General features: G+C 71.0%; 26 protein-coding genes. 17 read left to right on the plus strand and 9 right to left on the minus strand.

What is annotated here, in order from left to right:
• The first annotated feature begins 18 nt into the window (after positions 1-18).
• The 3 genes from VGE38_RS05555 (at position 19) to VGE38_RS05565 (ending at position 1,424) form a co-directional block, all read left to right on the plus strand.
• Entirely contained in the window at positions 19-435 is a 417-nt protein-coding gene (locus tag VGE38_RS05555; protein ID WP_331141541.1) for a helix-turn-helix domain-containing protein, read from the plus strand.
• A 42-nt stretch (positions 436-477) separates the two neighbouring features.
• Entirely contained in the window at positions 478-1,056 is a 579-nt protein-coding gene (locus VGE38_RS05560) for a hypothetical protein (protein ID WP_331141542.1), read from the plus strand.
• A gap of 83 nt (positions 1,057-1,139) precedes the next feature.
• Positions 1,140-1,424 carry a DUF2516 family protein gene (locus tag VGE38_RS05565; RefSeq protein ID WP_331141543.1) on the plus strand — a complete coding sequence of 95 codons (285 nt, stop codon included), beginning with the start codon at positions 1,140-1,142 and terminating at the stop codon, positions 1,422-1,424.
• Positions 1,425-1,470: 46 nt separating this feature from the next.
• On the opposite strand, the gene VGE38_RS05570 is transcribed toward VGE38_RS05565, so the two are convergent.
• From VGE38_RS05570 to rfbB, 3 genes are all read right to left on the minus strand, one after another.
• Positions 1,471-2,388, minus strand: a complete 918-nt coding sequence (locus VGE38_RS05570; protein ID WP_331141544.1) for a putative endonuclease domain-containing protein — start codon at positions 2,386-2,388, stop codon at positions 1,471-1,473.
• A 96-nt stretch (positions 2,389-2,484) separates the two neighbouring features.
• Positions 2,485-3,906, minus strand: a complete 1,422-nt coding sequence (locus VGE38_RS05575) for a sugar nucleotide-binding protein (protein WP_331141545.1) — start codon at positions 3,904-3,906, stop codon at positions 2,485-2,487.
• A 4-nt stretch (positions 3,907-3,910) separates the two neighbouring features.
• A complete protein-coding gene (gene rfbB, locus VGE38_RS05580; protein ID WP_331141546.1) occupies positions 3,911-4,909 on the minus strand; it encodes a dTDP-glucose 4,6-dehydratase in 999 nt (332 codons plus the stop codon).
• A gap of 48 nt (positions 4,910-4,957) precedes the next feature.
• Here rfbB and rfbA point away from each other — a divergent pair, with 48 nt between their 5' ends.
• Both rfbA and VGE38_RS05590 read left to right on the plus strand, forming a co-directional pair.
• Entirely contained in the window at positions 4,958-5,821 is an 864-nt protein-coding gene (gene rfbA, locus VGE38_RS05585) for a glucose-1-phosphate thymidylyltransferase RfbA (RefSeq protein WP_331141547.1), read from the plus strand.
• A 289-nt stretch (positions 5,822-6,110) separates the two neighbouring features.
• A complete protein-coding gene (locus tag VGE38_RS05590; protein WP_331141548.1) occupies positions 6,111-6,398 on the plus strand; it encodes a GIY-YIG nuclease family protein in 288 nt (95 codons plus the stop codon).
• A 236-nt stretch (positions 6,399-6,634) separates the two neighbouring features.
• Here the strand turns inward: VGE38_RS05590 and VGE38_RS05595 are convergent, their stop codons facing one another.
• Positions 6,635-8,095, minus strand: a complete 1,461-nt coding sequence (locus VGE38_RS05595; RefSeq protein ID WP_331141549.1) for a sugar transferase — start codon at positions 8,093-8,095, stop codon at positions 6,635-6,637.
• 205 nt (positions 8,096-8,300) lie between these two features.
• Complete coding sequence (gene galE / locus VGE38_RS05600; protein WP_331141550.1) at positions 8,301-9,278, minus strand: UDP-glucose 4-epimerase GalE; 978 nt, start codon at positions 9,276-9,278, stop codon at positions 8,301-8,303.
• Positions 9,279-9,332: 54 nt separating this feature from the next.
• Between galE and VGE38_RS05605 the strand changes: the two genes are divergently transcribed.
• The 6 genes from VGE38_RS05605 to VGE38_RS05630 all read left to right on the plus strand — a co-directional run bounded on the left by VGE38_RS05605 (position 9,333) and on the right by VGE38_RS05630 (position 13,964).
• On the plus strand, positions 9,333-10,157 hold the full coding sequence (locus VGE38_RS05605; RefSeq protein WP_331141551.1) for an N-acetylmuramoyl-L-alanine amidase: 825 nt from the start codon (positions 9,333-9,335) through the stop codon (positions 10,155-10,157).
• A 238-nt stretch (positions 10,158-10,395) separates the two neighbouring features.
• A complete protein-coding gene (locus VGE38_RS05610) occupies positions 10,396-11,319 on the plus strand; it encodes a glucosyl-3-phosphoglycerate synthase (RefSeq protein WP_331141552.1) in 924 nt (307 codons plus the stop codon).
• Positions 11,316-12,179 (plus strand): dihydropteroate synthase, encoded by an 864-nt coding sequence (gene folP / locus VGE38_RS05615; RefSeq protein WP_331141553.1) that lies wholly within the window; start codon positions 11,316-11,318, stop codon positions 12,177-12,179. Before VGE38_RS05610 ends, folP begins: the two co-directional genes overlap by 4 nt.
• Entirely contained in the window at positions 12,176-12,580 is a 405-nt protein-coding gene (locus VGE38_RS05620; RefSeq protein ID WP_331141554.1) for a class III extradiol ring-cleavage dioxygenase family protein, read from the plus strand. Before folP ends, VGE38_RS05620 begins: the two co-directional genes overlap by 4 nt.
• Entirely contained in the window at positions 12,577-13,203 is a 627-nt protein-coding gene (locus VGE38_RS05625) for a dihydrofolate reductase family protein (protein ID WP_331141555.1), read from the plus strand. Before VGE38_RS05620 ends, VGE38_RS05625 begins: the two co-directional genes overlap by 4 nt.
• Positions 13,200-13,964 (plus strand): enoyl-CoA hydratase-related protein, encoded by a 765-nt coding sequence (locus tag VGE38_RS05630; protein ID WP_331141556.1) that lies wholly within the window; start codon positions 13,200-13,202, stop codon positions 13,962-13,964. The genes VGE38_RS05625 and VGE38_RS05630 overlap by 4 nt, the downstream gene beginning before the upstream one ends.
• 54 nt (positions 13,965-14,018) lie before the next feature.
• On the opposite strand, the gene VGE38_RS05635 is transcribed toward VGE38_RS05630, so the two are convergent.
• The 3 genes from VGE38_RS05635 to VGE38_RS05645 all read right to left on the minus strand — a co-directional run bounded on the left by VGE38_RS05635 (position 14,019) and on the right by VGE38_RS05645 (position 18,618).
• Entirely contained in the window at positions 14,019-14,714 is a 696-nt protein-coding gene (locus tag VGE38_RS05635) for a helical backbone metal receptor (protein ID WP_331141557.1), read from the minus strand.
• A 121-nt stretch (positions 14,715-14,835) separates the two neighbouring features.
• Complete coding sequence (icmF, locus tag VGE38_RS05640) at positions 14,836-18,036, minus strand: fused isobutyryl-CoA mutase/GTPase IcmF (RefSeq protein ID WP_331141558.1); 3,201 nt, start codon at positions 18,034-18,036, stop codon at positions 14,836-14,838.
• 81 nt (positions 18,037-18,117) lie between these two features.
• The gene (locus tag VGE38_RS05645; RefSeq protein WP_331141559.1) at positions 18,118-18,618 is read right to left on the minus strand and encodes a MarR family winged helix-turn-helix transcriptional regulator; all 501 of its coding nucleotides are present in this window, start codon (positions 18,616-18,618) and stop codon (positions 18,118-18,120) included.
• 98 nt (positions 18,619-18,716) lie between these two features.
• On the opposite strand from VGE38_RS05645, the gene VGE38_RS05650 reads away from it, so the two are divergent.
• From VGE38_RS05650 to VGE38_RS05675, 6 genes are all read left to right on the plus strand, one after another.
• A complete protein-coding gene (locus VGE38_RS05650) occupies positions 18,717-19,040 on the plus strand; it encodes a 2Fe-2S iron-sulfur cluster-binding protein (protein ID WP_331141560.1) in 324 nt (107 codons plus the stop codon).
• An 86-nt stretch (positions 19,041-19,126) separates the two neighbouring features.
• Positions 19,127-20,407: an aromatic ring-hydroxylating dioxygenase subunit alpha gene (locus VGE38_RS05655; protein ID WP_331141561.1), complete on the plus strand. Its 1,281-nt coding sequence runs from the start codon at positions 19,127-19,129 to the stop codon at positions 20,405-20,407.
• 8 nt (positions 20,408-20,415) lie between these two features.
• Positions 20,416-20,907 carry a hypothetical protein gene (locus VGE38_RS05660; protein ID WP_331141562.1) on the plus strand — a complete coding sequence of 164 codons (492 nt, stop codon included), beginning with the start codon at positions 20,416-20,418 and terminating at the stop codon, positions 20,905-20,907.
• Entirely contained in the window at positions 20,904-21,725 is an 822-nt protein-coding gene (locus VGE38_RS05665) for a 3-methyl-2-oxobutanoate hydroxymethyltransferase (RefSeq protein WP_331141563.1), read from the plus strand. The genes VGE38_RS05660 and VGE38_RS05665 overlap by 4 nt, the downstream gene beginning before the upstream one ends.
• A 51-nt stretch (positions 21,726-21,776) precedes the next feature.
• Entirely contained in the window at positions 21,777-22,625 is an 849-nt protein-coding gene (locus VGE38_RS05670; protein WP_331141564.1) for an alpha/beta fold hydrolase, read from the plus strand.
• 9 nt (positions 22,626-22,634) lie between these two features.
• Positions 22,635-23,279, plus strand: a complete 645-nt coding sequence (locus VGE38_RS05675) for a 2,3-bisphosphoglycerate-dependent phosphoglycerate mutase (RefSeq protein ID WP_331141565.1) — start codon at positions 22,635-22,637, stop codon at positions 23,277-23,279.
• On the opposite strand, the gene VGE38_RS05680 is transcribed toward VGE38_RS05675, so the two are convergent.
• A complete protein-coding gene (locus VGE38_RS05680) occupies positions 23,218-24,147 on the minus strand; it encodes an ABC transporter substrate-binding protein (protein ID WP_331141566.1) in 930 nt (309 codons plus the stop codon). The two genes, VGE38_RS05675 and VGE38_RS05680, sit on opposite strands and share 62 nt — an antisense overlap.
• Positions 24,148-24,169 lie beyond the last annotated feature (22 nt).

The raw sequence follows: 24,169 nt of genomic DNA on the forward strand, positions 1-24,169 counted from the left end.
GCTAGCACCATGGAAACCATGGCCAAGAGCAAGGGCAAGGTGTCCACCACGGTGGGTGCCTTGGGGGAGTACCTCAAGGAGCAGCGGGTCTCGGCCCAGCTTTCGCTGCGCCAGCTCGCTGACCAGGCCGGGGTGTCCAACCCCTACCTGAGTCAGATCGAGCGGGGGCTGCGCAAGCCGTCCGCCGAGGTGCTGCAGCAGATCGCGCGTGCGCTGCGCATCTCCGCCGAGCAGCTGTACGTCCGGGCGGGGATCCTCCGTCCGGAGGAGGGTGCGGTGGGCTCGGTCGAGCTCGCGGTGCTCGGTGATCCTCAGTTGACCGAGCGGCAGAAGCAGTCGCTGCTCGACGTCTACGCCTCGTTCCTGGCTCTCAACAACCGGTCGGTCTCGGACGCTCCCGAGGTCGGGGAGAACTCCTCGTCCGACGAGACCTGACCCCTGTCTCGCTCTACTGCCCCTACTGCAAGGAGAAGTCCTGTGCCGAAGTTCGAACTCCCGCTCCTGACCAAGCTGGAGCTGCCGAAGGTCAAGCTGCCCGAGGTGAAGCTCCCGGAGGTCAAGCTGCCCGAGGTGAAGCTCCCCGAGGTCAGCCTCGCCAAGGTCAAGACCCTCGGCGGCAGCGCCCGGTCCAAGGCCGCCGCCCGCTTCGACGCCATCACCGACGACGCCAAGGCCCGCCGGGCCAAGGTCGAGGCCCGGGTCGCCGAGCTCCGCTCGGACGCCAGCGACGCCTACGCCGACCTGACCAAGCGCGGTGAGGCGCTCGTCGCGAAGATCCGTCGCACCGAGGCCCCCGTCGCCGTCGTGGCGCCGGTCGCACCGGTCAGCAAGCCCGCCGCCAAGCAGGCCGCTCCGAAGGCTGCTGAGAGCAAGCCCGCCAGCAAGCCGGCCGCCAAGAAGCCGGCCGCCAAGAAGGCGCCCGCTGCGAAGAAGGCTCCCGCCAAGAAGGCGCCGGCTGCCACGAAGGCTCCCGCCGCGAAGAAGGCGCCGGCCAAGAAGGCTCCCGCGAAGAAGGCGCCGGCCGCGAGCGAGACCGCCACCACCAAGAAGGACTGACCTCTCCGGTCGACAAGGCACCATTGCGGAGGCCCGCATCCCACCTGGGATGCGGGCCTCTGTCGCTCCCGTAGGCTGGCCCGGTGGACCTGCTCTCCCTTCCCGGCACCATCTCGCTGGTCGTCTACTTCGTCCTGCTGGCCGTGAAGCTCTTCGCGTTCGTCAGCGCGGTGATGTACCCCGCCGAGGCCTACCGTGCCGCCGGCAAGTGGACGAAGCCGGGCTGGTGCGCCGTCCTGGGTCTCGCGCTCGTGCTGCAGGTCATCCCCGCGGCGCCGATCAGCATCATCAACCTGGCGTTCACCATCGCCGCGTTCGTCTACCTGGCCGACGTACGTCCGGCGCTGATGGGGCTGCGCCGACGCTGACCCGCTGGTGTGAAGCAGGATCGACCCGCGCTCCGCGGGCCCTGCTTCACGCAGCGGCCGGTACGCCGAGTCGCCTGAGGTCGCGTGCCACCCGGCCCGGGTCGTCACGCAGCTCTCGGCTGGTGCAGCGCACGAGGATGCGGTCGCTCGCGCTCAAGGCCCGCTGCCGGGCGATGTCGTCGGCCCAGGCATCGGCGTCCATGTGGAAGCCGCCGTCCACCTCCAGGACGAGGATGGTGCCGTCGGGCAGGCGCCACTCGCAGTCGGTGTAGCGCAGCCGGCCGTCGGCGTCACGCCGCTTCACCTGTCGCGCGGGCGGCGCGAGCCGGTAGGTCCGGCACATCCGCTTCACGTCGAGCTCGGCGACGGAGTGTGCACCACCGGCGATCTCGAGCAACGCCGCGCGCATCAGCGGTGCCTGCGGCAGCCGGGCCAGGCGGTCCAGCCAGCGGGTGAGCGCGTCGGCCGTCGTGACCTGCTGCTGGACCAGCGCCGCGAGGAGTCCCTCGACGGTGCGCGGCTTCGACTCGGTCGATGCCCACAGCAGGGCGGCCGGCTCCACTTGGCAGGTCGGTACGCCGGCGCGGACGCTGCGCCACTGCGACACGGCGCGGCGCGTCCGGACGAAGTCATAGCCGGCCAGCGGACGGGGCGCCGAGGTGTAGGGGACGAGCACCACGACCTGCTCCCGTTGCCACGTGCGCAGTCCGGCGCGCTCACACGCCTGGATGCCGCCGATGAGAGCACCCGTCCCACCGTGCAGCACGCCGAGCCGGAGCCGCTGCTCGGTCGTCAGCGCGCCAGTGGTCGTGCACAGGACGCTCGGCGCGACCCGTTGCCACCGCTCGGTCTGGACCCGGAACGCGATGGCGCGGTGCGTCACGGCAGCGTCGTGCAGCTGGGACAGCGTGATCAGACCGTCCTGGCCGCTGGCGATGTCACGCCACGAGTGCTTCGGTTCCACCCGAGCATGGTCGTGGCCGGGGCACGTCGGTGCCGCCGGCTCTCCACAGCCCCGCTGGTGTGAAGCAGAATCGACCCGCGCTCCGCGGGCCCTGCTTCACACCACGGAGAGGTAGCGGCGCAGCTCCTCGAGCTGGTCGGCGGGGGTGAACCCCGTGGCCTCGAGCTTGGCCAGCGACAGCACCGAGTTCAGCGGCCGAGGGCTGATCGGCTTGCCGGCCGCGATCGCGTCCGCGAAGTAGGCCTCGGTCGACGTGCCGGTGACCTCGTCCCCGGAGCGGCCCGAGAGCGAGAACACCTCCGCGGCGATCTGCCGCCAGGACATCGGCTCGCCGGAGTTCGTCACGTTGTAGGTGCCGTATGGCGCGCCGGAGTCGAGCAGGTGCCGGACGGCGTCGGCGATGGTGGACGTGAACGTGAGCCGCCCGACCTGGTCGTCGACGACGGCGGGCGAGACGCCCTTCTCGGCGAGCGACCGCATCGTGAGCACGAAGTTCTTCCCCTCGCCGATCACCCACGAGGTCCGCAGCACGTAGTGGCGCGGGGTGGTCGCCACCGCGATGTCGCCGGCCGCCTTGGACTGCCCGTAGACGCCCAGCGGCGTGAACGGCTCGTCCTCGGTGTGGCCGTCCTCGCTGGTCGAGCCTGTCGAGACCCCGTCGAAGACGTAGTCGCTCGAGACATGGACGAGCGTGAGCCGGTGCTCGGTCGCGATCCGGGCCAGCGCCGCCGGAGCGGTCGCGTTGGCGGCCCAGGCGTCGCAGCGGCCCTCGGGGGTCTCCGCGAGGTCGACGGCGGTGTACGCCGCGGCGTTCAGCACGACGGCGTACTCCTGCCAGGGCCAGGCCGCCAGCGCCTCGGGGGAGGTGACGTCGAGCTCGGCGCGCGTGGCCACCTCGGCCCCCGGGAAGGCGGCGGCGAGCGCCCGGCCGAGCTGGCCGTTGCCGCCGAGGATCAGCGTCTTCTTCGCCGCCATGGGGGTGACCTCGGACAGCCGGGGATTGGCGCGGTCCTTGTCGGAGATCTCGACCTCGGGGGAGTCCAGCGGGATCGGCCAGTCGATGGCGGCGGTCTCGTCGCCTAGGTGCAGCGCCGGGTAGGCGAAGCCGGGCCGCCAGTGGTCGTTGACGAGGTAGGAGTAGACGGTCCCGTCGGCCAGCGCCTGGTAGGAGTTGCCGACGCCGCGCGGCACGAAGACCGCGACCGACTCGTCGATCTCGATCGAGAAGGTGGCGCCGAACGAGTCGCCCTCGCGCATGTCGACCCAGGCCCCGAAGACCTTGCCGGTCGCCACGGAGACGAACTTGTCCCACGGCTCGGTGTGGATGCCCCGGGTGGCGCCGCGCGTGGCGTTGAAGGACATGTTGTTCTGCACCGGCCCGAAGTCGGGCAGGCCGAGCGCGGTCATCTTGGCGCGCTGCCAGTTCTCCTTGAACCACCCGCGGGCGTCGCCGTGGACGGGCAGGTGGACGACGAGGAGGCCCGGGATGGGGGTCTCGTCGACGCGCAGGTCGGTCACGGGGTCACTGCCCCTGGGCGGCGTAGGTGGCCTCGACGGCGGCCTTCTTCGGGCGCCACCACGCCTCGTTGTCGCGATACCACGCGATGGTGTTGACCATCCCGGCCTCGAAGTCCTGGAACTGCGGCTTCCAGCCGAGCTCGGTGCGCAGCTTCGTCGAGTCGATGGCGTAGCGCAGGTCGTGGCCGGCGCGGTCGTTGACGTGCTCGAAGTCGTTCTCGTCGTGGCCCATCAGGCGCAGGATCAGCTTGACGGTGTCGAGGTTGTTCACCTCGCCGTCGGCGCCGATGAGGTAGGTCTCGCCGATGGCGCCCTTGTTGAGGATCGTCCAGACCGCGGAGGAGTGGTCGTCGGCGTGGATCCAGTCGCGCACGTTGAGGCCGGCGCCGTACAGCTTGGGCCGCACGCCGTCGATGAGGTTGGTGATCTGGCGGGGGATGAACTTCTCGATGTGCTGCCACGGGCCGTAGTTGTTCGAGCAGTTCGAGATGGTCGCCTGCACGCCGAAGGAGCGCACCCAGGCGCGGACCAGCAGGTCGGAGCCGGCCTTCGTGGAGGAGTATGGCGAGGAGGGGTTGTACGGCGTCTGCTCGGTGAACCGCTGCGGGTCGTCGAGCTCGAGGTCGCCGTACACCTCGTCGGTGGAGATGTGGTGGAACCGCACCCCGTGCTTGCGGACGGCCTCCAGTAGCGTGAACGTGCCGACGATGTTGGTCGTGACGAACGGGCTCGGGTCGTTGAGCGAGTTGTCGTTGTGCGACTCCGCGGCGTAGTGGACGACCGCGTCGGCCTCCGCCACCAGCGGGTCGACGACCGAGGCGTCGGCGATGTCGCCGACGACGAGCCGGACCCGGTCGGCCGGCAGGTGGGCCAGGGACTCCCGCGACGCGGCGTAGGTCAGCTTGTCGAGGACCGTGACCGAGGCGTCGGTGTTCGCCACCAGGTAGTGGACGAAGTTCGAGCCGATGAAGCCGGCGCCGCCGGTGACCAGGATCTTGTTCACAGGGGAGGAGTCTACGGAGCGAGGCGCCAGTCCGTAGTCTTGCCGTTTGTGAAGGGAATCATCCTCGCCGGTGGCACCGGCTCGCGCCTGCACCCGATCACCCTCGCGGTGAGCAAGCAGCTGATGCCGGTCTACGACAAGCCGATGGTGTACTACCCGCTCTCGACGCTGATGCTGGCCGGGATCCGCGATGTCCTGGTCATCACGACGCCGCACGACGCCGAGGCGTTCGCCCGGCTGCTCGGCGACGGATCCCAGTTCGGCATCAACATCACCTACAAGCAGCAGCCGTCCCCCGACGGGCTGGCGCAGGCCTTCACGATCGGCGCGGAGCACATCGGCGACGACAAGGTCGGCCTGGTGCTGGGCGACAACATCTTCTACGGCGACGGCCTCGGCACCCGGCTGCGGCGCTTCGAGGACCTCAAGGGCGCGGCCGTGTTCGGCTACCGGGTCGCCGACCCGACGGCGTACGGCGTGGTGGAGTTCGACGACGACTTCCGCGCGGTGTCGCTGGAGGAGAAGCCGGCGCAGCCCAAGAGCAGCTACGCCGTCCCGGGGCTGTACTTCTACGACAACTCCGTCGTGGAGCTCGCCCGCACCCTCAAGCCCTCGGCGCGCGGCGAGCTCGAGATCACCGACCTCAACCGTCTCTACCTCGAGGCCGGCACGCTGCAGGTCGAGGTGCTCCCGCGTGGCTCCGCCTGGCTCGACACCGGCACGGTGGAGGACCTCAACGAGGCCGCCAACTACATCCGCGCCATCGAGCACCGGCAGGGCACCAAGATCGGCGCCCCCGAGGAGGTCGCCTGGCGGATGGGCTGGCTCTCCGACGAGGAGCTCGAGAAGCTCGCGCAGCCGCTGGTCAAGAGCGGCTACGGCGCCTACCTGCTCGACCTCCTCAAGCACTGACCCTTCGATGGTCGAGCCGGACCCTTCGGTGGTCGAGCCGGCTATCGGTGGTCGAGCGGGCCTTCGGTGGTCGAGCCGGCGAGCCGCTAGGCGAGACGCGTCGAGACCACCAACGGGTCGGTGGTCGAGCGGCCCCTCGGTGGTCGAGCCGGCTATCGGTGGTCGAGCCGGCGAGCCGCTAGGCGAGACGTGTCGAGACCACTCCACGGCCACCCTTCGCGCGCACGCTCTCCACAGCACCCGTGCACGACGGCGACGGATGTCCGTCGTCCGACCGATGCTGCCGAGCATGCCGTTCACCTACATGCTCAGATGCGCGGACGACTCCCTGTACGTCGGCAGCACCCGCAACCTCGAGAAGCGTCTCTTCGAGCACCAGTCCGGCCTCGGTGCGACGTACACGCGCTCCCGACGGCCGGTCGAGCTCGTCTGGTGCGAGGAGTACGACAACATCGGTGCGGCCTTCACGCGCGAGAAGCAGATCCAGAACTGGAGTCGTGCCAAGCGGCTCGCACTCATCGCGCAGAGGTACGGCGACCTGCCGGAGCTGGCGCTGCGGTCGAACAAGCGGCTGTGAGGTCGTGGGTGGTGGTCTCGACACGTCTCGCCTAGCGGCTCGCCGGCTCGACCACCGGGGTGTGGGCCGGGTCTCGACGCGTCTCGCCTAGCGGCTCGTCGGCTCGACCACCGGGGTGTGGGTGGTGGTCTCGACGCGTCTCGCCGGCTCGACCACCGGGTGTGGGTGGTGGTCTCGACACGTCTCGGCTTCGCCTCGCCGGCTCGACCACCGGGGGCGCCGGTCGACTGCCGGCGTCAGTAGGCGCCGCGGCTGCTGAGGACGGCGCCGACGGTGCGGGCCAGGATGCTGACGTCTTGGAGCATCGACCAGTTGTCGATGTAGTAGAGGTCGAGTCGGACCGCTTCGTCCCAACTGAGGTCGGAGCGTCCCGATACCTGCCACAGGCCCGTCACCCCCGGACGGACGTGGAGACGCCGCTCGGTGCCGGTGTCGTAGTTCTCAACCTCGGCTGGCAGCGGCGGACGCGGGCCGACCAAGCTCATCTCGCCGCGAAGGACGTTGAGCAGCTGCGGCAGCTCATCGAGTGAGAACCGGCGCAGCCAACGCCCCGGCTTGGTGATGCGCGGATCATCCTTCATCTTGAACAGGCCCTCGACGTGGCCGACCTCTTCGTGCAGGTCCGGCAGCCACTCCTCCGCGTCGACCACCATCGTCCGGAACTTCAGGCACGGGAACTCCGCCCCACCGCGCCCGACGCGGATCTGGCGGAACAGCACTGGGCCGCCGTCGTGCAGCTTTACCCGCAGCGCGATGACGGCGAACACCGGGAGCAGGACCGCTACGAGCGCCGAGGTGACGAGCACGTCGAAAGTCCGCTTCGCCCAACGCGATGCATACACCCAGCGGGGCGCTTCCATGTGGATGAGCGGCAGGCCGCCGACCGGCCGGATCCGCACCCGCTCGCTGGACATGTCGGTGATGCTGGGGGCCATCACCAGCTGGATGGAGCGCTGCTCGAGCTCCCACACGATCTCGCGCAGGTCGCTGGCCTTGCGGTCGCTGCCGCCGGTGAAGAACAGCACGTCGAGGCCCTCGACCGCGCCGACGGCGCGCGGGTCGGACGCGTCGCCCAGCACCGGGATGCCCGAGCCGGTCCGCTGGCCGGTGCGGCCGCCGGGGATGAGCGCGCCGACCACCTCGTAGCCCAGCTGGGTCTCGCGGTGGAGTACGGCGGCGATCTCGTCGACGTGGGCGGGACCGCCCACGATCACGACCCGCTGCAGCAGCGAGCCGCGGCGGCGGGCACGGTGCAGCAGGACGCGCAGCCCGGCGCGGCCCGCGAGCAGCGCCGGGACGCCGACGACGAAGAGCAGCACGAAGAACCCGCGTGAGAGCAGGGTCTTGGTGAGGTAGCAGCCGACGCCGATCGCGGCCGCGGCGTACATGCTGCCGTTGAGGACCCGCTTGAACTCGTCGGCGCCCGCGCCGAAGACGTCGGGCCGGTAGGCGTCGACGACGTAGAGCATCCCGAGCCAGCCCACGGCGATGAACGGCGCGGCCGGTCCGACGTTGGCGCTCAGGTCGGCCGAGGTGCTGAAGAAGTCGAGGTACTTGCGGCCCAGCACCGCGACGAGCGCGGCGACGGCGAGCAGGCCCGCGTCCACGGCCAGTGCCGTGGCGGGCAGGTAGCGCAGGGAGCGGCTGGGCGACGCGACGACGGTGCGACGATCGCTCCGCTCCGACACGATCGTCACAGATGGTCCTCACGTACCGGCTGATGCTCAGCACTCTCGCGAGCGAGGCATCGTGGAGCGCGGCCGGGCCCCCTGCCCGGTCGGCTGACTCAATGTAGAGCGGGGCGGGGACATCCGTCAGGAAGTTGGGACAATAGGCCCAAGCTGGACCGGACCACTGGCCCGGCCGGACTACGAAGGTGGTCGCGCGAGGGGTACGGCAGGGCTAGACCGGGTAGTCCGCACCGGCCCGCTGCCGGGCCGACCAGGCGCTGGCGACCATCGCGTGCAGGTCGTGCCGCATCGCCCAGTCCAGGTCGCGCCGGGCCAGCTCGCCGCTGGCCACGATCCGCGCGGGGTCGCCCGGCCGGCGCGGGCCGACGACCGGGTCGAACTCGATGCCGGTCACCTCCCGGATGGCGTCCATGATCTGCCGCACGCTGACGCCGTCGCCGCTGCCCAGGTTGTAGACCGGCTCGAGCGCCTCGCCGGCGGCGAGCTTGCGGGCCGCCACGACGTGCGAGTGCGCGAGGTCGGCGACATGGACGTAGTCGCGGACGCAGGTGCCGTCCGGGGTCGGGTAGTCGCCGCCGTTGATCCGCGGGGTGCGGCCCTCGGCCAGCGCGTCGAACACCAGCGGGAACAGGTTGTGGGGGCTGGTGTCGTAGAGGTCGTCGCTGCCGGAGCCGACGACGTTGAAGTAGCGCAGGCTCGTGTGGCGCAGCGGGTGGGCCCGCGCCACGTCGCGCAGCAGCCACTCGCCGATCAGCTTGCTCTCGCCGTACGGGCTCTCCGGGTGGGTCGGCGTCGCCTCCGTGACCAGGTCGACGTCGGGCGTGCCGAAGGTCGCGGCGCTGGAGGAGAACACGATGCTCTCCACTCCGGTGGCCAGCATGGCCTCGAGCAGGACGACGGTGCCCTGGACGTTCTGCGTGTAGGTGTGCAGCGGCCGCTCCACGCTCACGCCGGCGTACTTGTACCCCGCGAGGTGGATGACGCCGGTGACCTGGTGCTCGGTCATCGCCGCCTCGAGCGCCGGACGGTCCAGGATGCTGGTCTCCACGAACGGCACGTCCTCGGGCACGAACCGGGCGAACCCGCTGGAGAGGTCGTCGACCACGACCGGGGCCAGGCCGGCGTCCTTCAGGGCACGTACGACGTGCGAGCCGATGTAGCCCGCGCCGCCGGTCACCAGCCAGCTCATGTCGATCTCCTCGTTCGGGTCGGGGCGCCAACGATACGGACGTAGGGTCGTCGGGTGCTGCTCCGCCCCGCCGTCGTGCTGACCTCGTTGCTCCTGACCGCCGGGCCCGCCGCCGCGAAGGTCGTCTCCGTGCGCCCGCCCGCCTCCGGCGGCTCGGCCGGCGCGTCTGTCGAGGTCGACCGGGCGGCTCCGGTCGACCGGTCCGCGGGTCGGCCGCTCGCCGGCAAGGTGATCGTCCTCGACCCCGGCCACCAGCTCGGCAACAGCCGCTTCCCGCGGCAGATCAACACCCTGGTGTCGGCGGGTCCGAGCCGCAAGCCGTGCAACACCACCGGGACCGCCACCAACGCCGGCTATCCCGAGGCCACCTTCGTCTGGAAGGTCGCGCTCGCGGCCCGGCGGCAGTTGGAGGCGCAGGGCGCGCAGGTGCTGTTCACCCGCGGCACCAACAGCCGCTCGCAGTGGGGGCCGTGTGTCGACGTCCGGGGCCGGGCCGGCAACAGCGAGGGCGCCGACGCGAAGGTCTCCATCCACGCCGACGGCTCCCACGCCCGCGGCGCCCGGGGCTTCCACGTCATCGCCCCCGCGTCGGTGCGGGGCTGGACCGACGACATCGCCGCGCCGTCGCGGTCGCTCGCGCTCGCGATGCGCGGCGGGTTGGGCACGGGCGGCTTCCCGCGGGCCAACTACATCGCCGGGGGCGACGGGCTGGACTTCCGGTCCGACCTCGGCACGCTCAACCTCTCCGACGTCCCGACGGTCATGGTCGAGCTCGGCAACATGCGCAACGCCGCCGAGGCGCGTCGGATGACGCGTCGCGCCGGCCAGGCGGCGTACGCCCGGGCGCTTGTCGCCGGTCTGGGTCGCTTCCTGGGCTGAGGCGCTTCGCCCGTTGGTCGGGCAGTGGGTGGTCTCGACGCGTCTCGGCTTCGCCTCGCCGGCTCGACCACCGGGAGCCCGGCCCTCGCCGGCTCGACCACCGGGAGTCCGGCCCTCGCCGGCTCGACCACCGGGAGCCCGGCCTTGCCGGCTCTGCCACCGGGTGGGACGTTCGGTGTCGACTACCGGGTGGCGGCCTTCGCTGCTCGACCGGCAAGCGCCCGGCTAGGGTCGGGGCGTGACCTGGTTCGAGCGGAACACCCACCACTGGGGTGAGTGGACCGTCGAGGAGCTGGCCGCCGCCAAGGGTGCGACCCGCGTCAGCCTGGTGGTGCCGGCCCGCAACGAGGCGGCCACCGTCGGCGACCTGGTCACGCGTGTCCGAGCGGCGCTGATGGACACGGTGGCGCTGGTCGACGAGATCGTCGTGATCGACTCCGACTCCACCGACGCGACCGCGCAGGTCGCCGCGGACGCCGGCGCCGCCGTCTTCGCCTCGGCCGCCATCCGGCCCGACCTCGGCTCCCACCCGGGCAAGGGCGAGGCGATGTGGAAGTCCCTCTTCGTGACCACTGGCGACGTGCTCGTCTTCATGGACGCGGACCTCGTCGAATGGGACACCCACTTCGTGCCGGGCCTGCTCGGCCCGCTGCTGACCCGCCCGGCCGTCGAGCTCGTGAAGGGCTTCTACGAGCGGCCCGGCGAGACCGGCCCGCTCGACGGCGGTCGGGTGACCGAGCTGGTGGCGCGGCCGTTGATCTCACTGCTCCACCCGGAGCTCTCGGGGCTGGTGCAGCCGCTGGCCGGGGAGTGGGCGGTACGCCGGTCGCTGTTCGCCTCGCTGCCGGTCCCGACCGGGTACGCCGTCGAGCTGGCCGCCCTCGTCGACACGCTGTCCGCCCGCGGGCTCGACGCCATCGCGCAGGTCGACCTCGGCACCCGTGGGCACCGGCACCAGGACCTGCTCGACCTCGGCGTGATGGCGACCCAGATCATGGCGGCGATGCAGCGGCGTGGTCTCGACAAGCTCGACCAGCGAGCACCTCAAGGACAGGACGCCGTGTCGCTGCGCCAGTTCCGGCCGGTGGATGACCGCATCGAGCCGGTGGAGCGGTCGGTACTCGTGGCCGAACGGCCACCGGCGGAAGGGTGCTCGTCGTGACACTCAAGCTCGGACGGCACGCCTTCGACGACAACGACGCGCTGATGATGGCGATCGTCAACCGGACTCCCGACTCCTTCTTCGACCAGGGCGCGACCTGGGCCGAGGACAAGGCGTTCGAGCGGGTCCGGCAGGTCGTCGCGCAGGGCGCCGAGATCGTCGACATCGGTGGCATCAAGGCCGCGCCCGGGGTGGAGATCGGTCCCGAGGAGGAGAAGGCCCGGGTGGTCGACTTCGTGGCCCGGGTGCGGGCGGAGTTCCCCTCCCTCGTGATCTCGGTGGACACCTGGCGTGCCGAGGTCGGCGACGCGGTCTGCCGGGCCGGGGCCGACGTGCTCAACGACGCCTGGGGCGGTGCGGATCCCGAGCTGGTCGACGTCGCCGCCCAGCACCGGGCTGCGATCATCTGCACCCACACCGGCGGCGTGACGCCGCGGACGCGCCCCTACCGCATCGAGTACGACGACGTCGTGGCCGCCGTGCTGGCCGACTGCGAGGCCTACGCGCAACGGGCGCTGGACGCCGGCGTCGCGCGGGACTCGATCGTCATCGACCCGGCCCATGACTTCGGCAAGAACACCTTCCACTCCCTCGAGGTCACCCGGCGGCTGCCGGAGCTGGTCGCGACCGGCTGGCCGGTGCTCGTGTCGCTGTCGAACAAGGACTTCGTCGGCGAGACGCTCGACGTACCCGTCGGCGAGCGGCTCACCGGCACGCTGGCCGCCACGGCTGTCTGCGCCCTGGCCGGGGCGCGGATCTACCGCGTCCACCAGGTCGTGGAGACGCGCCAGACGGTCGACATGGTGTGGTCGATCGCCGGGCGCCGGCCGCCGGCGCGAGCGATTCGGGGTCTCCAATGAAGGTCGTGCTGATCCCTGGAGTGCTGGCGCTGAGGCCGGAGTACGCCTCGCTCATCGACCCTGTCGCCGAGCTGCGTGCGGCCGTCGACGCCGCGGTCGCGTGGGCCGGTTCGGACGGGCTGGTGGTCGTCGGCAACGGCTCGGCGAAGCGGACCGAGAAGGCACCCGGCTACCTCGACGAGCGTGCCGAGGGGTTCGACGCCGCCCTGCGGGACGCGCTGGCCGAGCCGTCGCCGGAGGCGCTGCGCGGGGTCGACCCTGCGCTGGCCGAGGAGCTGTGGGCGTCCGTGGAGTCGCTCGGCACGCTTGCCGACGCGCTCGAGGGGGCACGGTTGGTGTCGGTGGACTACGACGACGCGCCGTACGGCGTGCAGTACTGGGTCATGAGGTGGCAGCGATGAGGGTGCTGGTCGGGCGGGGGCTCGATACGACCAGCGAGGGGGCGGACTACTCGATCGACGAGTTGGAGGAGATCTACGCGCCCCCCGAGGGGCCGTGGCTGCGGGTCAACATGGTGAGCACCGTGGACGGCGCGGCCCAGGGCGGCGACGGCAAGACCGGGTCGATCAACAACGCGATCGACAAGGAGGTCTTCCACCTGCTGCGCCGCCAGTCCGACGCGATCGTCGTCGGCGGCGGCACGGCCCGCGCCGAGCGGTACCGACCGGCGGTGAGGCCGCTCGTCGTGGTCACCGCCAGCGGGTTGCTGCCGGAGACGCTGCAGGGCGCCGACGGCGTCCGGATCGCGCCCGGCGGCGGCCCGGACGAGCTGCGCGCGATGGTGGCCGGACTGCGGGACGAGGGGTTCGACCAGCTGCTGTGCGAGGGCGGCCCGGGACTGCTCGGCCACCTGCTGCGGGCCGGTCTCGTCGACGAGCTGTGCACCACCTTCACCCCGCTCGTCGTCGCCGGCGAGGGGCTGCGGATGGTGAGCGGCCCGCCGGTCGACGTACCCCTCACCCTGCACTCGCTCGTGGAACACGACGGGACCCTGCTCGCGCGCTGGCTAGTCTCCCGCCCGTGACTTCCTCCCCTGAGCTGCTGATCGACCGTCGTCCCGGCGTGGTCGAGGTGACCTTCAACCGCCCCGAGAAGTTCAACGCGTTCACGCGCGGGATGTACCAGGGCCTCCACGCCCTGTGCCGCGAGCTGGCCGCCGACGCGTCGGTCAAGGTGCTGGTGCTGCGCGGGGCGGGCGGGAAGGCGTTCGCGGCCGGGAACGACATCGAGGACTTCCTCGCCCAGGACCAGGTGCCGTACGAGGGTGAGATCCGGGCGATGTTCACCGCCCTGTTCGACCTCCCGCAGGTCACCGTCGCCGCGATCGACGGCGTCTGCGTCGGCGGCGGCCTCGCCATCGCCACCCACTGCGACCTGCGGATCGCCACGCCGGGCTCCCGCTTCGGGTACCCGATCGCTCGCACCCTCGGCAACGCGCTCTCCTCGCCGGTGCTGTTCCGCTGTGCGTCGGTCTTCGGGGAGTCGCTGACCCGCGAGATGCTGCTGACGGCGCGGCTGCAGTCGGCCGAGCGGGCGTACGGCGTCGGCGCGCTGCTCGCCGTCACCGACTCGCTCGAGGAGGAGCTGGCCGGGCTCGTCGAATCGATCCAGGGGCTGTCCTCGGTCACGCTGCGGACCACCAAGTCGCAGCTGGGCTTCCGCGCCTCGTTCCTCGAGCCGGTGCCGCATGGCGAGGAGGAGCTGCTGCGGGAGGTCTACGCCGGGCCCGACTTCGCCGAGGGCGTGCGTGCGTTCCTGGCCAAGGAGAAGCCCGCCTTCGGCTGAGCCGCGGGCACCTGACCTTTCCAACCGCGACACGCCGGATTCGGGTTGAGAAGGTCAGGTGGCAGCAAGATCGGCCGCCTCGATCAGGCTCGGCCCGTACCAGGTGATCAGCCGGCCACTCACCAGCTCCGTGCGCAGGTCGGGAAAGGCCTCCGGGCCGTCGTCGGCGGTGAAGACGTACGGCTCGTCGGGGAGGAGCACGACGTCGGGCTCGCGCTCGACGATCTCCTCGACGGTGACGTGCGGGTAGCGGGTCGGCGAGTCGGCGAACGCGTTCTCCCACCCGAGCCGACGCAGCAGGTCGCCGGTGAACGTGTCGGATCCGACCACCATCCACGGGTCGCGCCAGATCGGGACCGCGACCGTCCGGGTCACCGGCGGCAGCGGCCCGCACCAGCGCTCCCGCGCCTCGGCCAGCCAGCCCGGGCGCTCCCAGCCGAGCACCTCGTCGAAGAGATGCTCGTACGCCGCCACGGCGTCCGGCACCGAGCGGATGTCGGTGACCTCGACCCGGACGCCGGAGTCGCGCAGCCGGCGTACGTCGAGCTCGCGGTTCTCCTCCTTGTTCGCGATCACCACGTCCGGCTCGAGCGAGCGGATCGCGGCCAGGTCGGGGTTCTTCGTGCCGCGCACTCGAGCGACGTCGAGGTCCGCCGGGTGGGTGCACCAGTCGGTCACTCCGACGAGCGCGTCACGGTCGACGGAGGCCAGCCCCTCCGTGATCGACGGGACGAGCGAGACGATCCTCATCGCGCCTCCTCGTCGGTCGAGTAGCGAGCGCCAGCGAGCGTATCGAGACCACCGCTCGCGCCGTGGTCTCGATACGCCGTCGCTCGTTCCTCGCGCCGGCTACTCGACCAGCGAGTGCGACTCACACGTTCCGCCGATACGCGCCGCCGACCTCGAAGAACGCCTCGGTGATCTGCCCGAGCGTGCAGACCCGGGCGGCGTCCATGAGGACCGCGAAGACGTTCTCGCCCGCCATCGCCGCGTCCTTGAGCCGCGCGAGGGCCTCGGCGGCCTCCGAGCGGTGTGCGTCCTGGAACGAGCGGACCCGCTGCAGCTGGGAGGACTTCTCCGCCTCGGTGGCGCGGGCGAGCTTGACCTCGACAGGCTCGCTCGTCGACGAGCGGTCCGCCGGGGCCTCGGGACGGCGGAACGTGTTGACGCCGATGATGGGCAGCGAGCCGTCGTGCTTGCGCTGCTCGTAGAGCATCGACTCGTCCTGGATCCGCCCGCGCTGGTAGCCGGTCTCCATCGCCCCGAGCACGCCGCCGCGCTCGGAGATCCGCTCGAACTCGGCCAGCACCGCCTCCTCCACCAGGTCGGTCAGCTCGTCGATGACGTAGGCGCCCTGGAGCGGGTTCTCGTTCATGGCCAGCCCCCACTCGCGGTTGATGATGAGCTGGATCGCGAGCGCCCGGCGTACCGACTCCTCGGTGGGCGTGGTGACCGCCTCGTCGTAGGCGTTCGTGTGCAGCGAGTTGGCGTTGTCGTAGATGGCGATCAGCGCCTGCAGCGTGGTGCGGATGTCGTTGAAGTCCATCTCCTGCGCGTGCAGGGACCGTCCCGACGTCTGCACGTGGTACTTCAGCTTCTGGGAGCGCTCGTTGGCGCCGTACCGCTCCCGCATCGCGACCGCCCAGATCCGGCGCGCGACGCGGCCGATGACGGAGTACTCCGGGTCCATGCCGTTGCTGAAGAAGAACGACAGGTTGGGCGCGAAGTCGTCGATGTCCATGCCGCGCGCGAGGTAGGACTCGACGTACGTGAAGCCGTTGGCGAGCGTGAACGCGAGCTGGGTGAGAGGGTTCGCTCCGGCCTCGGCGATGTGGTAGCCGGAGATCGAGACCGAGTAGAAGTTCCGCACGCCCTTCTCGATGAACCACTCCTGGATGTCGGCCATGCAGCGCAGGCTGAACTCGGTGGAGAACAGGCAGGTGTTCTGGCCCTGGTCCTCCTTGAGGATGTCGGCCTGCACGGTGCCGCGCACCGTCTGCAGCGCCTTCTCCGGGTCGATGCCCTTCTCGCGCGCCTGGTCGAGCACGGTGTTGAGGAAGAACGCGAGTACGGCGGGGGCCGGGCCGTTGATCGTCATCGAGACGCTCGTCGTGGGGCTGAGCAGGTCGAACCCGTCGTAGAGCGCCTTCATGTCGTCCAAGGTCGCCACGGAGACACCGGACGTGCCGACCTTGCCGTAGATGTCGGGCCGCTCGTCGGGGTCGCGGCCGTAGAGCGTGACGCTGTCGAAGGCGGTCGAGAGCCGGGTCGCCGGCTGCCCCTCGCTCAGCAGCTTGAACCGCCGGTTGGTGCGGAACGGGTCGCCCTCACCGGCGAACATCCGCGCCGGGTCCTCCTCGGGCCGCTTGAACGGGAACACCCCCGCGGTGAACGGGAACCGGCCCGGCAGGTTCTCCCGCCGGAAGAACCGCACCAGCTCGCCGTGGTCCTCGGTGCGCGGCAGCGCCACCACGGGGACCTCCGAGCCGCTCAGGGAGGTCTTGGTCCGCTCGCGGTACGCCGCCTTCGTCTCCTCCCAGCCGTCCAACTGCGCCACGACGTCGGTGGGCAGGGTCTCGATACGCTCGCTGGCGCTCGCTACTCGACCAGCGAGCTCCTCGCCTTCGGTGGTCGAGCCGGCGAGCGAAGCGAGACGTGTCGAGACCACCCCACCCCGCAGCTCGCCCGCGACGATCTCGAACGCCTGCGCCCGGCGAGCCAGGCCGGCGAGCCGCTCGGTCTCGGCGTGGTAGGCCCGGACCGTCTCGGCGATCTCGGCCAGGTAGCGCACCCGCTCGGCCGGGATGGCCGGGTGCAGCTCGCTGGAGTGCTTGACCGCCACGGGGGCGAGCGCGCCCTCGCTGACGGCCAGCCCCTTGTCGGCGAGGAGGCCGCGCAGGTGCTGGTAGAGCGCGGTGACCCCGTCGTCGTTGAAGCGCGCGGCGGAGGTGCCGAAGACCGGCATGTCGTCGGGGGAGGACCCGAACGCCTCGCGGTTGCGGACCAGCTGGCGCGCCACGTCGCGCAGCGCGTCGGCCGCGCCGCGGCGCTCGAACTTGTTGATCGCCACGACGTCGGCGAAGTCGAGCATGTCGATCTTCTCCAGCTGTGAGGCCGCCCCGAACTCCGGCGTCATCACGTAGAGCGACACGTCGCAGAACGGCACGATCGCGGCGTCGCCCTGCCCGATGCCGGGGGTCTCGATGACGACGAGGTCGAAGCCGGCCGCCTTGACGACGGCGAGCACATCGGCGAGGTGCTCGGGCAGCTCGTGCGCGCCACGGGTGGCGAGGGAGCGGAAGAAGACCTGGTCCCCGTCGGCGCTGTTCATCCGGATCCGGTCGCCCAGCAGCGCCCCGCCCCCGCGTCGCCGCGTGGGGTCGACGGCGATCACGGCGACGCGCAGCTTGTCCTCCTGGTCGAGCCGGAGCCGGCGTACCAGCTCGTCGGTCAGCGAGGACTTGCCGGAGCCGCCGGTGCCGGTGATGCCGAGGACGGGCGGCCCACCGTTGGTCGTGCCCGTCGAGCCTCCCAGCGTCGCCGGGTCGAAGCGGCCCTGCTCGGCGCCGGTGATCGCCCGCGCGATGGCGGCCCGGTCGCCGGCCAGCACCTCCTCGGCGGTGACCGGGCGCGCTGCCCACAGGTCGGCGTCGATCTCGCGGACGACGGAGTTGACCATGCCCGCCAGCCCGAGCCGCTGGCCGTCCTCGGGCGAGAAGATGAGCACGCCGGAGTCCCGGAGCCGCGCGATCTCGGCCGGCACGATCACGCCGCCACCGCCGCCGACGACACGGATGTGGCCGGCCCCGCGCTCGCGCAGCGAGGCGACGAGGTACTCGAAGTACTCGACGTGGCCGCCCTGGTAGGAGCTGACCGCCACGCAGTGCGCGTCCTCCTCGACAGCGGCGTCGACGACCTCCTGCACCGACCGGTTGTGCCCGAGGTGGATCACCTCGCACCCCTGCGACTGGAAGATCCGGCGCATGATGTTGATCGAGGCGTCGTGGCCGTCGAACAGGCTGCTCGCGGTGACGACGCGGACGTGGTGCTGGGGGACGTGAAGGTCGGTCATGGCGCGGCGCAGCTCCAAAAGGTTGGAAGTCCTAGTAATCCGATAGTAGGACGTCCAACCAATCCCGTCGAGATAGCGCGGTCAGTCCTCGACGGGGTCGCCCAGCGCTGCGCGGACCGCGCCGAGCAGGTCGGTCAGCGCGACCACGTCGGCGGGGGAGGCACCCGGCTTGGCGAACACCTCGTCGTTGAGCCCGTCGGTGGCCGCCTCGACCACCTCGCGGCCCGCGTCGGTGATCGCCGCGAGCACGACCCGGCGGTCGGTCTCGCCGCGCTCCCGGCGTACGAAGCCCTGCTTCTCCAGCCGGTCGACCGCCGAGGTGACCGAGGTGGGGTGCACCTGCAGCAGCGAGCCGAGCCTCGTCATCGGCAGGGCTCCGGCGCGAGTGAAGGAGAGCAGCCGGAGGACCTCGTAGCGGGCGAACGTCAGCTCGTGCGGGCGCAGCACGGCGTCGATGCGCTCCATCAGCAGCTGGTGGACGCGGGCGACGGAGGTGACCATCGCCATTCCGGGCGCGGCGTCGGTCCAGCCGTGGGCGTCCCACTGTCGGCGCGCCTCGCGGATCGGGTCGAGCTGGGGCATGGCGACACCCTAGGGCGCCGGACCTCCGCAGAGGTTGACGTGACCTGGGCCACGAAGGCACAATGGTTAGGCCATTAGTTGGAACGAAGGGAAGTCTCGTGCCGAAGGTCGTGTACGTGGGTAGTGACGGTGACGAGCGGGTCGTCGACGCTGCCGTCGGCGAGAGCGTGATGAGTGCCGCTCTGCGCAACGGGGTGCCCGGCATCATCGGCGAGTGCGGAGGCAACAACTCCTGCGCGACGTGTCACGTGATCGTCCGCGAGGAGTTCAGCGCGGCGGTGGGCGGTCCGAACGACATGGAGGACGACCTCCTGGACCTCGGGGTGACCGATCGCCAGGACTGCAGCCGCCTCGGCTGCCAGATCGCCATCACCGAGGAGCTCGACGGTCTCACCGTCGACGTTCCCGCGCACCAGAACTGACCGCCGCCAGCCCGAGTTTCCGGACCATTGTCATCCGCTTAATGGTCTGATAGTTAAGCCTCAATCTGGTTCTGGAAGGAACGACGATGCTTCGCACCGAGATCAACGAGCTGCTCACGCAGACCGGCCCTGGTACGCCGATGGGTGAGCTCTTCCGGCGCTACTGGCAGCCCGTGCTGCTGGCCGAGGAGCTCCCCGAGAACGACTGCCCGCCGGTGCGGGTCAAGGTCCTCTCGGAGCGTCTCATCGCCTTCCGTGACAGCTCGGGCCGCTACGGCCTGATGGACGAGTTCTGCGCGCACCGCGGCGCCTCGCTGTGGTTCGGCCGCAACGAGGAGAACGGCCTCCGCTGCCCGTACCACGGCTGGAAGTACGACGTCACCGGCCAGGCCGTCGACGTGCCGAGCGAGGCGGACAACGGCAACTTCTGCGCCAGCGTCAAGCTGAAGTCCTACCCCATGGTCAAGCTCGGCGACGTCCTCTTCGCCTACCTCGGCGACCCGGCGAAGCAGCCGCCTCTGCCCGAGTGGGAGGCCTACACCGTTCCCGAGGGCCAGGTCTTCACCTCCAAGCGGCTGCAGGAGTGCAACTGGCTGCAGGCGCTCGAGGGCGGCATCGACTCCAGCCACGTCACCTTCCTGCACGGCGGCAACCTGGAGAGCGACCCGCTGTTCAAGGGCTCGAAGGGCAACGAGTACAACAAGGGCGACCTCAAGCCCTTCTTCGAGGTCGTCGACTACGAGGGCGGCCTGCTGATCGGCGCCCGGCGCAACGCCGAGGAGGACACCTACTACTGGCGCGTGACGCCGTGGGTGCTCCCGAACTTCACGATGGTCCCGCCGCGCGGCGACCACCCGGTCCACGGCCACTTCTGGGTCCCGATCGACGACGAGAACTGCTGGGCGTACAGCTTCGACTACCACCCCACCCGGAAGCTGACCGACGTCGAGGTCGCCGCCATGCGCGCCGGCAAGGGCGTCCACAGTGCCAACGACGCGGCGTACCGTCCGCTGGCCAACAAGGACAACGACTACCTCATGGACCGCGAGGCCCAGCGCCGCGGCGAGACCTACTCCGGCATCGAGGGCATCGCGCTGCAGGACTCCTCGCTCCAGGAGTCGATGGGCCCGATCGTCGACCGGACCAAGGAGCGCCTGGTCGCGACGGATGCCGGCATCATCAAGGCCCGCCAGAAGCTCCGCAAGGCCGCGCTCGCCCTGCAGGAGGGCGTCGAGCCGGTCGGCAACCGCCCGCAGGACCAGAAGGTCCGCTCCGTCGCCAAGGTGCTGCCCCGCGAGCAGGCCTTCGTCGACGGCATCGGCGAGGCGATGAGGGCCGAGCCGGGCAAGCCCCACACGACGGTCTGAGGTCGGCCATGTTCGAGAACCTGTCGATCCCGGTCGGGCCCAGCTCGTGTGCCGAGGCGACCACCGCCAAGGAGGCGGCGTTCCGCATCGACTACCCGCTGCCGGCCGCCCGCAACACCCGCATCATCGCGCTCGACGCCGAGGCGGCCGAGATCGTCCGTGCCGCGTCGGAGCTGGAGTGGGGTGAGGCCCGCTTCTACGTCACCAGTGACCCCGGCACCGAGCTGGTGACGATGGACGGGGAGACCGTGGCGCTCGAAGGCGAGATCGCCGAGTCCAACACGCTCGTCATGGTGTCGGTCTCCGGCGAGAACGCCGCGGCGATGGCTCACCTCGGCGAGGTCTGCTACAACCAGGGCATCATGACCGCGGGGCTGGCGATGACGCCCGGCGATCTGGACAGCGACGCACTGCACCACCTGCGGCCGCACGCCCGGGTGCTCCTGGTCCCGGCGGAGCCGGACGACCTGGTCGAGCTGCTCTGGGCGACCCGCGCATGAGCACGGGCGCGCCCTCGAAGGTCAGCGTGCCGTCGCTCCAGGCGATGAAGGCGGCCGGCGAGAAGAGCGTCTGCTTCGTCGCCTGGGACTACCAGATGGCCCAGCTCGCGGACCGTGCCGGCGCCGACATCGTCTCGGTCGGCGACACCGTCGGCGTCAACCTCTGGGGGCAGCCGCACCCGCTGGAGATCACGATGGACGAGATCCTCGTGGTCGCCAAGGCGGTCCGCCGCGGGGTGCGGCGCGCGTTGCTCAGCGTGGACTTCCCCTTCGGCCCGCTGCAGGAGGGGCCGGCCAGCGCCGTCACGGCCGCCATCCGGATGGTCAAGGAGGCCGGCGTCGACCTGGTGAAGCTCGACGGCGCCTCGGACCACCCGGAGGCCGTGGAGGCCATCACGCGGGCCGGCATCCCCGTCTTCCCGCAGTTCGGCATCACGCCGCAGACGTCGCTGAAGTACGGCATCGACTACCAGGCCGCCGAGGGCGTCCACGTGCCCGACGAGATGGTCGACGAGATGGTCGCCGAGGCCAAGCGGCTCGAGTCCGCGGGCGCGGTCGCGCTCAACTTCACCAACTCCGGTCCGGTCGTCGGCCCGGCGGTGGTCGAGGCGGTGGGCATCCCGGTGCTCGGCGGCTTCGGGGGCGGCCCCTGGCTCGACGGCCGGATCCGGATGGTGACGGCGGCGATCGGCTACAGCGCCGGCAACGTCGACAAGGAGCCGGACACCTACGCGAACGTCGCCAAGGTGGCCTTCGACGCCCTCGTCGAGTGTGCCTCCGACATCCGGGGAGCCAGGAAGCTCCGCGGCCAGAAGTAAGCCCGTCACAGCACCAGTCAGCGCGAATCAGAGCCAGTCAGAGGAGCAGCCGTGCCCATCGTCGACCTCGACGGAATCAGGACCCGTTACGAGACCGTCGGCGAGGGGCCGGCTGTTCTCATGTTCAGCCCGGGCGGCTTCGACTCGAGCCTGGAGAACTGGACGACCTTCGGTCGCTACAAGGACCTCGGGTTCGTCGGCGCTCTGTCGGAGAGCTACACCTGCATCGTCTTCGACCGCCGCGAGTCCGGGCAGTCCGGCGGCCGCCTCGAGCGCCTCTCCTGGGACAAGTACGTCGCCCAGGCGGTCGGGCTGCTCGACCACCTCGGCGTCGAGAAGGTCCACGCCATGGGCGGCTGCGTCGGCTGCTCGACGGCCGCGGCCCTCGCCGTGGCACGTCCCGACCGGGTCAGCAGCATGGTGCTGTTCTCGCCGGCCGGCGGCTACACCTACCGCGCGGCGCAGCACAAGCGCTTCCACCAGCACATCGGGTTCGTGGTCGAGCACGGCTTGCAGGCCGTCGTCGACCTGGCCCGCGAGTCCGGCGCCGGGTTCAGCAAGGACCCGCGGGTCGGCCCGTGGGCGGCGCCGCTCCGCACCGACGACAGCTTCGCCGCGTCGTACGCCGCCACCAGCCTCGACCGGTACCTCGCGATCGTCAGCGGCACCTCCCGGGTGCTCTTCGACCGTGACACGGTGCCCGGCGTCGAGCCCGAGGACCTCGCCGTCCTCGACGTCCCCGCCCTGATCGTGCCGGGCGAGGACCTGTCCCACACCCGCTCCGCGGCGCGGTATCTCGAGGAGTGCCTCCCCGACACCGACTACTGGGACGTCCCCGTGGCCGAGCAGACGCCGGCCGCCTCGCAGCAGCGCGTGCTCGAGTTCCTCGGCCGGCACTAGGTCGGCCCGATGCTGATCCTCGTCCGCCACGGCGAGAGCGCCTGGAACGCCACCGACCGGTTCGCCGGTTGGGCGGACGTCGCGCTCACCGAGGTGGGTCGGACCGAAGCCCGCTCGGCCGGCCGATGGCTGCGGGAGCAGGGGATCGTGCCCACGCTCGTCCACACCTCGCTGCTGGCCCGGGCACGCAACACCGCCGACCTGATGCTGGACGCGTGCGGCGCCTCGACGGTGCCGGTGCTGGCCACGCCGCGGCTCAACGAGCGGCACTACGGAGCGTTGCAGGGTATGGCCCGGACCGAGGCCGTCGAGTGCTACGGCGCCGACGCGGTCGCACGCTGGCGGCGTGGGATCGAGGACCGACCGCCCGCCGACGCGTCCGGGCGGGGGGAGAGCCTGGCCGACGTCCGCGCCCGGCTGGAGCCGTACCTCGACGGCGAGCTGCTCCCCGCGCTGGACGCGGACGAGACCGTGCTCGTGGTCTCCCACGGCAACACCCTGCGGATGCTGACCCAGCTGCTCGTCGGGCTCAGCGACCCCGACGCCAGCGCGCTCGAGGTGCGGACCGGTGTTCCGAGGGTCTTCCGCGACCTCAGCCCTGCAGGTGCAGGGTCTCCGCGGCGAACACGTCCTCGATCGCGACCGGTTGCGTGAGGATCCCCTGGGCGACGGCGTTCTCCATGAGCTTCTCCAGGACGGCGCGGTTGGGCTCGACGCCGTAGGGGAGCGGGTCCGCGTCGCCGGTGATCTCGGTGAACCTCTGGAAGTTGCGGTCCTGCTTGGTCTCGGCCAGGCCGTCCTGCAGCCGTGCCACGTAGCGGCGCTTGGCCTCGGCGAAGGCCTCGAACAGAGCGACCGGCAGGTCCGGGTGCTCGGCGATCAGGTCGTCGCGGACCACCACGAGGTGGTTGACCGGCACGAAGCCCGTCTCCTTCAGCGAGTCCCAGGCGGCGTCGGCGGGCAGCAGCGAGACCACGGCGTCGTTCTCGATGCCGGCGTTGACGACCGCGTCGAGCTCGCCGGCGAGCAGCAGCTCCTCCAGGGTGCGGCCCTCGGGCGCGGACTCGACGTTGGCCGGCGGCACGTACGTCGCGACGTGCTCGTCACCGGAGAGGACCCAGGTCACCGACGACAGGTCGAGCCCGGCGTCGGCGAGCGCCGCCCGGGCCCAGACGCCGGCGGTCACGGTGTAGCCGCGGTTGACGCCGACCCGCTTGCCGGTCAGGTCGGCGGCCGTCCTGATGGGTCCGTCCTCGAGCACCTGGGTCTTGCCGTGGTGGAAGTCGCGGACGATGAAGATCGGCAGCGCGGTGAACGCCGCACCGTGCTCCTTGGCGGTCAGGTAGGTGGTGACGGCGAGCTCGGCGACGTCGTACTCCAGGCCCCGGACCATCTTTCGGAAGCCCTTCACCAGGACCGGCTCCTCGGCGAACGTCAGCGAGTAGCCCGACGGGGTGACGTCGCCGTCGATCAGCGCGCGGTTGGCGCCCTGGGCGCGGGTCAAGGTCGAGAGCTGTCGCATAGGGCGATGATATGTTGGTCAG

Origin of the sequence: Nocardioides sp., assembly GCF_036405735.1 — a bacterium.
Classification (GTDB): Bacteria; Actinomycetota; Actinomycetes; order Propionibacteriales; family Nocardioidaceae; genus Nocardioides.

What these genes read in the sequence shown, in the direction of transcription:
- VGE38_RS05555 (WP_331141541.1), top strand. Translation starts at nt 19, where the DNA reads ATGGCCAAGAGCAAGGGCAAGGTGTCCACCACGGTGGGTGCCTTGGGG.
- VGE38_RS05590 (WP_331141548.1), top strand. Translation starts at nt 6,111, where the DNA reads ATGCCGTTCACCTACATGCTCAGATGCGCGGACGACTCCCTGTACGTC.
- galE (WP_331141550.1), bottom strand. Translation starts at nt 9,278, where the DNA reads ATGAGCTGGCTGGTGACCGGCGGCGCGGGCTACATCGGCTCGCACGTC.
- VGE38_RS05620 (WP_331141554.1), top strand. Translation starts at nt 12,176, where the DNA reads ATGAAGGTCGTGCTGATCCCTGGAGTGCTGGCGCTGAGGCCGGAGTAC.
- VGE38_RS05625 (WP_331141555.1), top strand. Translation starts at nt 12,577, where the DNA reads ATGAGGGTGCTGGTCGGGCGGGGGCTCGATACGACCAGCGAGGGGGCG.
- VGE38_RS05635 (WP_331141557.1), bottom strand. Translation starts at nt 14,714, where the DNA reads ATGAGGATCGTCTCGCTCGTCCCGTCGATCACGGAGGGGCTGGCCTCC.
- icmF (WP_331141558.1), bottom strand. Translation starts at nt 18,036, where the DNA reads ATGACCGACCTTCACGTCCCCCAGCACCACGTCCGCGTCGTCACCGCG.
- VGE38_RS05645 (WP_331141559.1), bottom strand. Translation starts at nt 18,618, where the DNA reads ATGCCCCAGCTCGACCCGATCCGCGAGGCGCGCCGACAGTGGGACGCC.
- VGE38_RS05655 (WP_331141561.1), top strand. Translation starts at nt 19,127, where the DNA reads ATGCTTCGCACCGAGATCAACGAGCTGCTCACGCAGACCGGCCCTGGT.
- VGE38_RS05660 (WP_331141562.1), top strand. Translation starts at nt 20,416, where the DNA reads ATGTTCGAGAACCTGTCGATCCCGGTCGGGCCCAGCTCGTGTGCCGAG.
- VGE38_RS05665 (WP_331141563.1), top strand. Translation starts at nt 20,904, where the DNA reads ATGAGCACGGGCGCGCCCTCGAAGGTCAGCGTGCCGTCGCTCCAGGCG.
- VGE38_RS05675 (WP_331141565.1), top strand. Translation starts at nt 22,635, where the DNA reads ATGCTGATCCTCGTCCGCCACGGCGAGAGCGCCTGGAACGCCACCGAC.
- VGE38_RS05680 (WP_331141566.1), bottom strand. Translation starts at nt 24,147, where the DNA reads ATGCGACAGCTCTCGACCTTGACCCGCGCCCAGGGCGCCAACCGCGCG.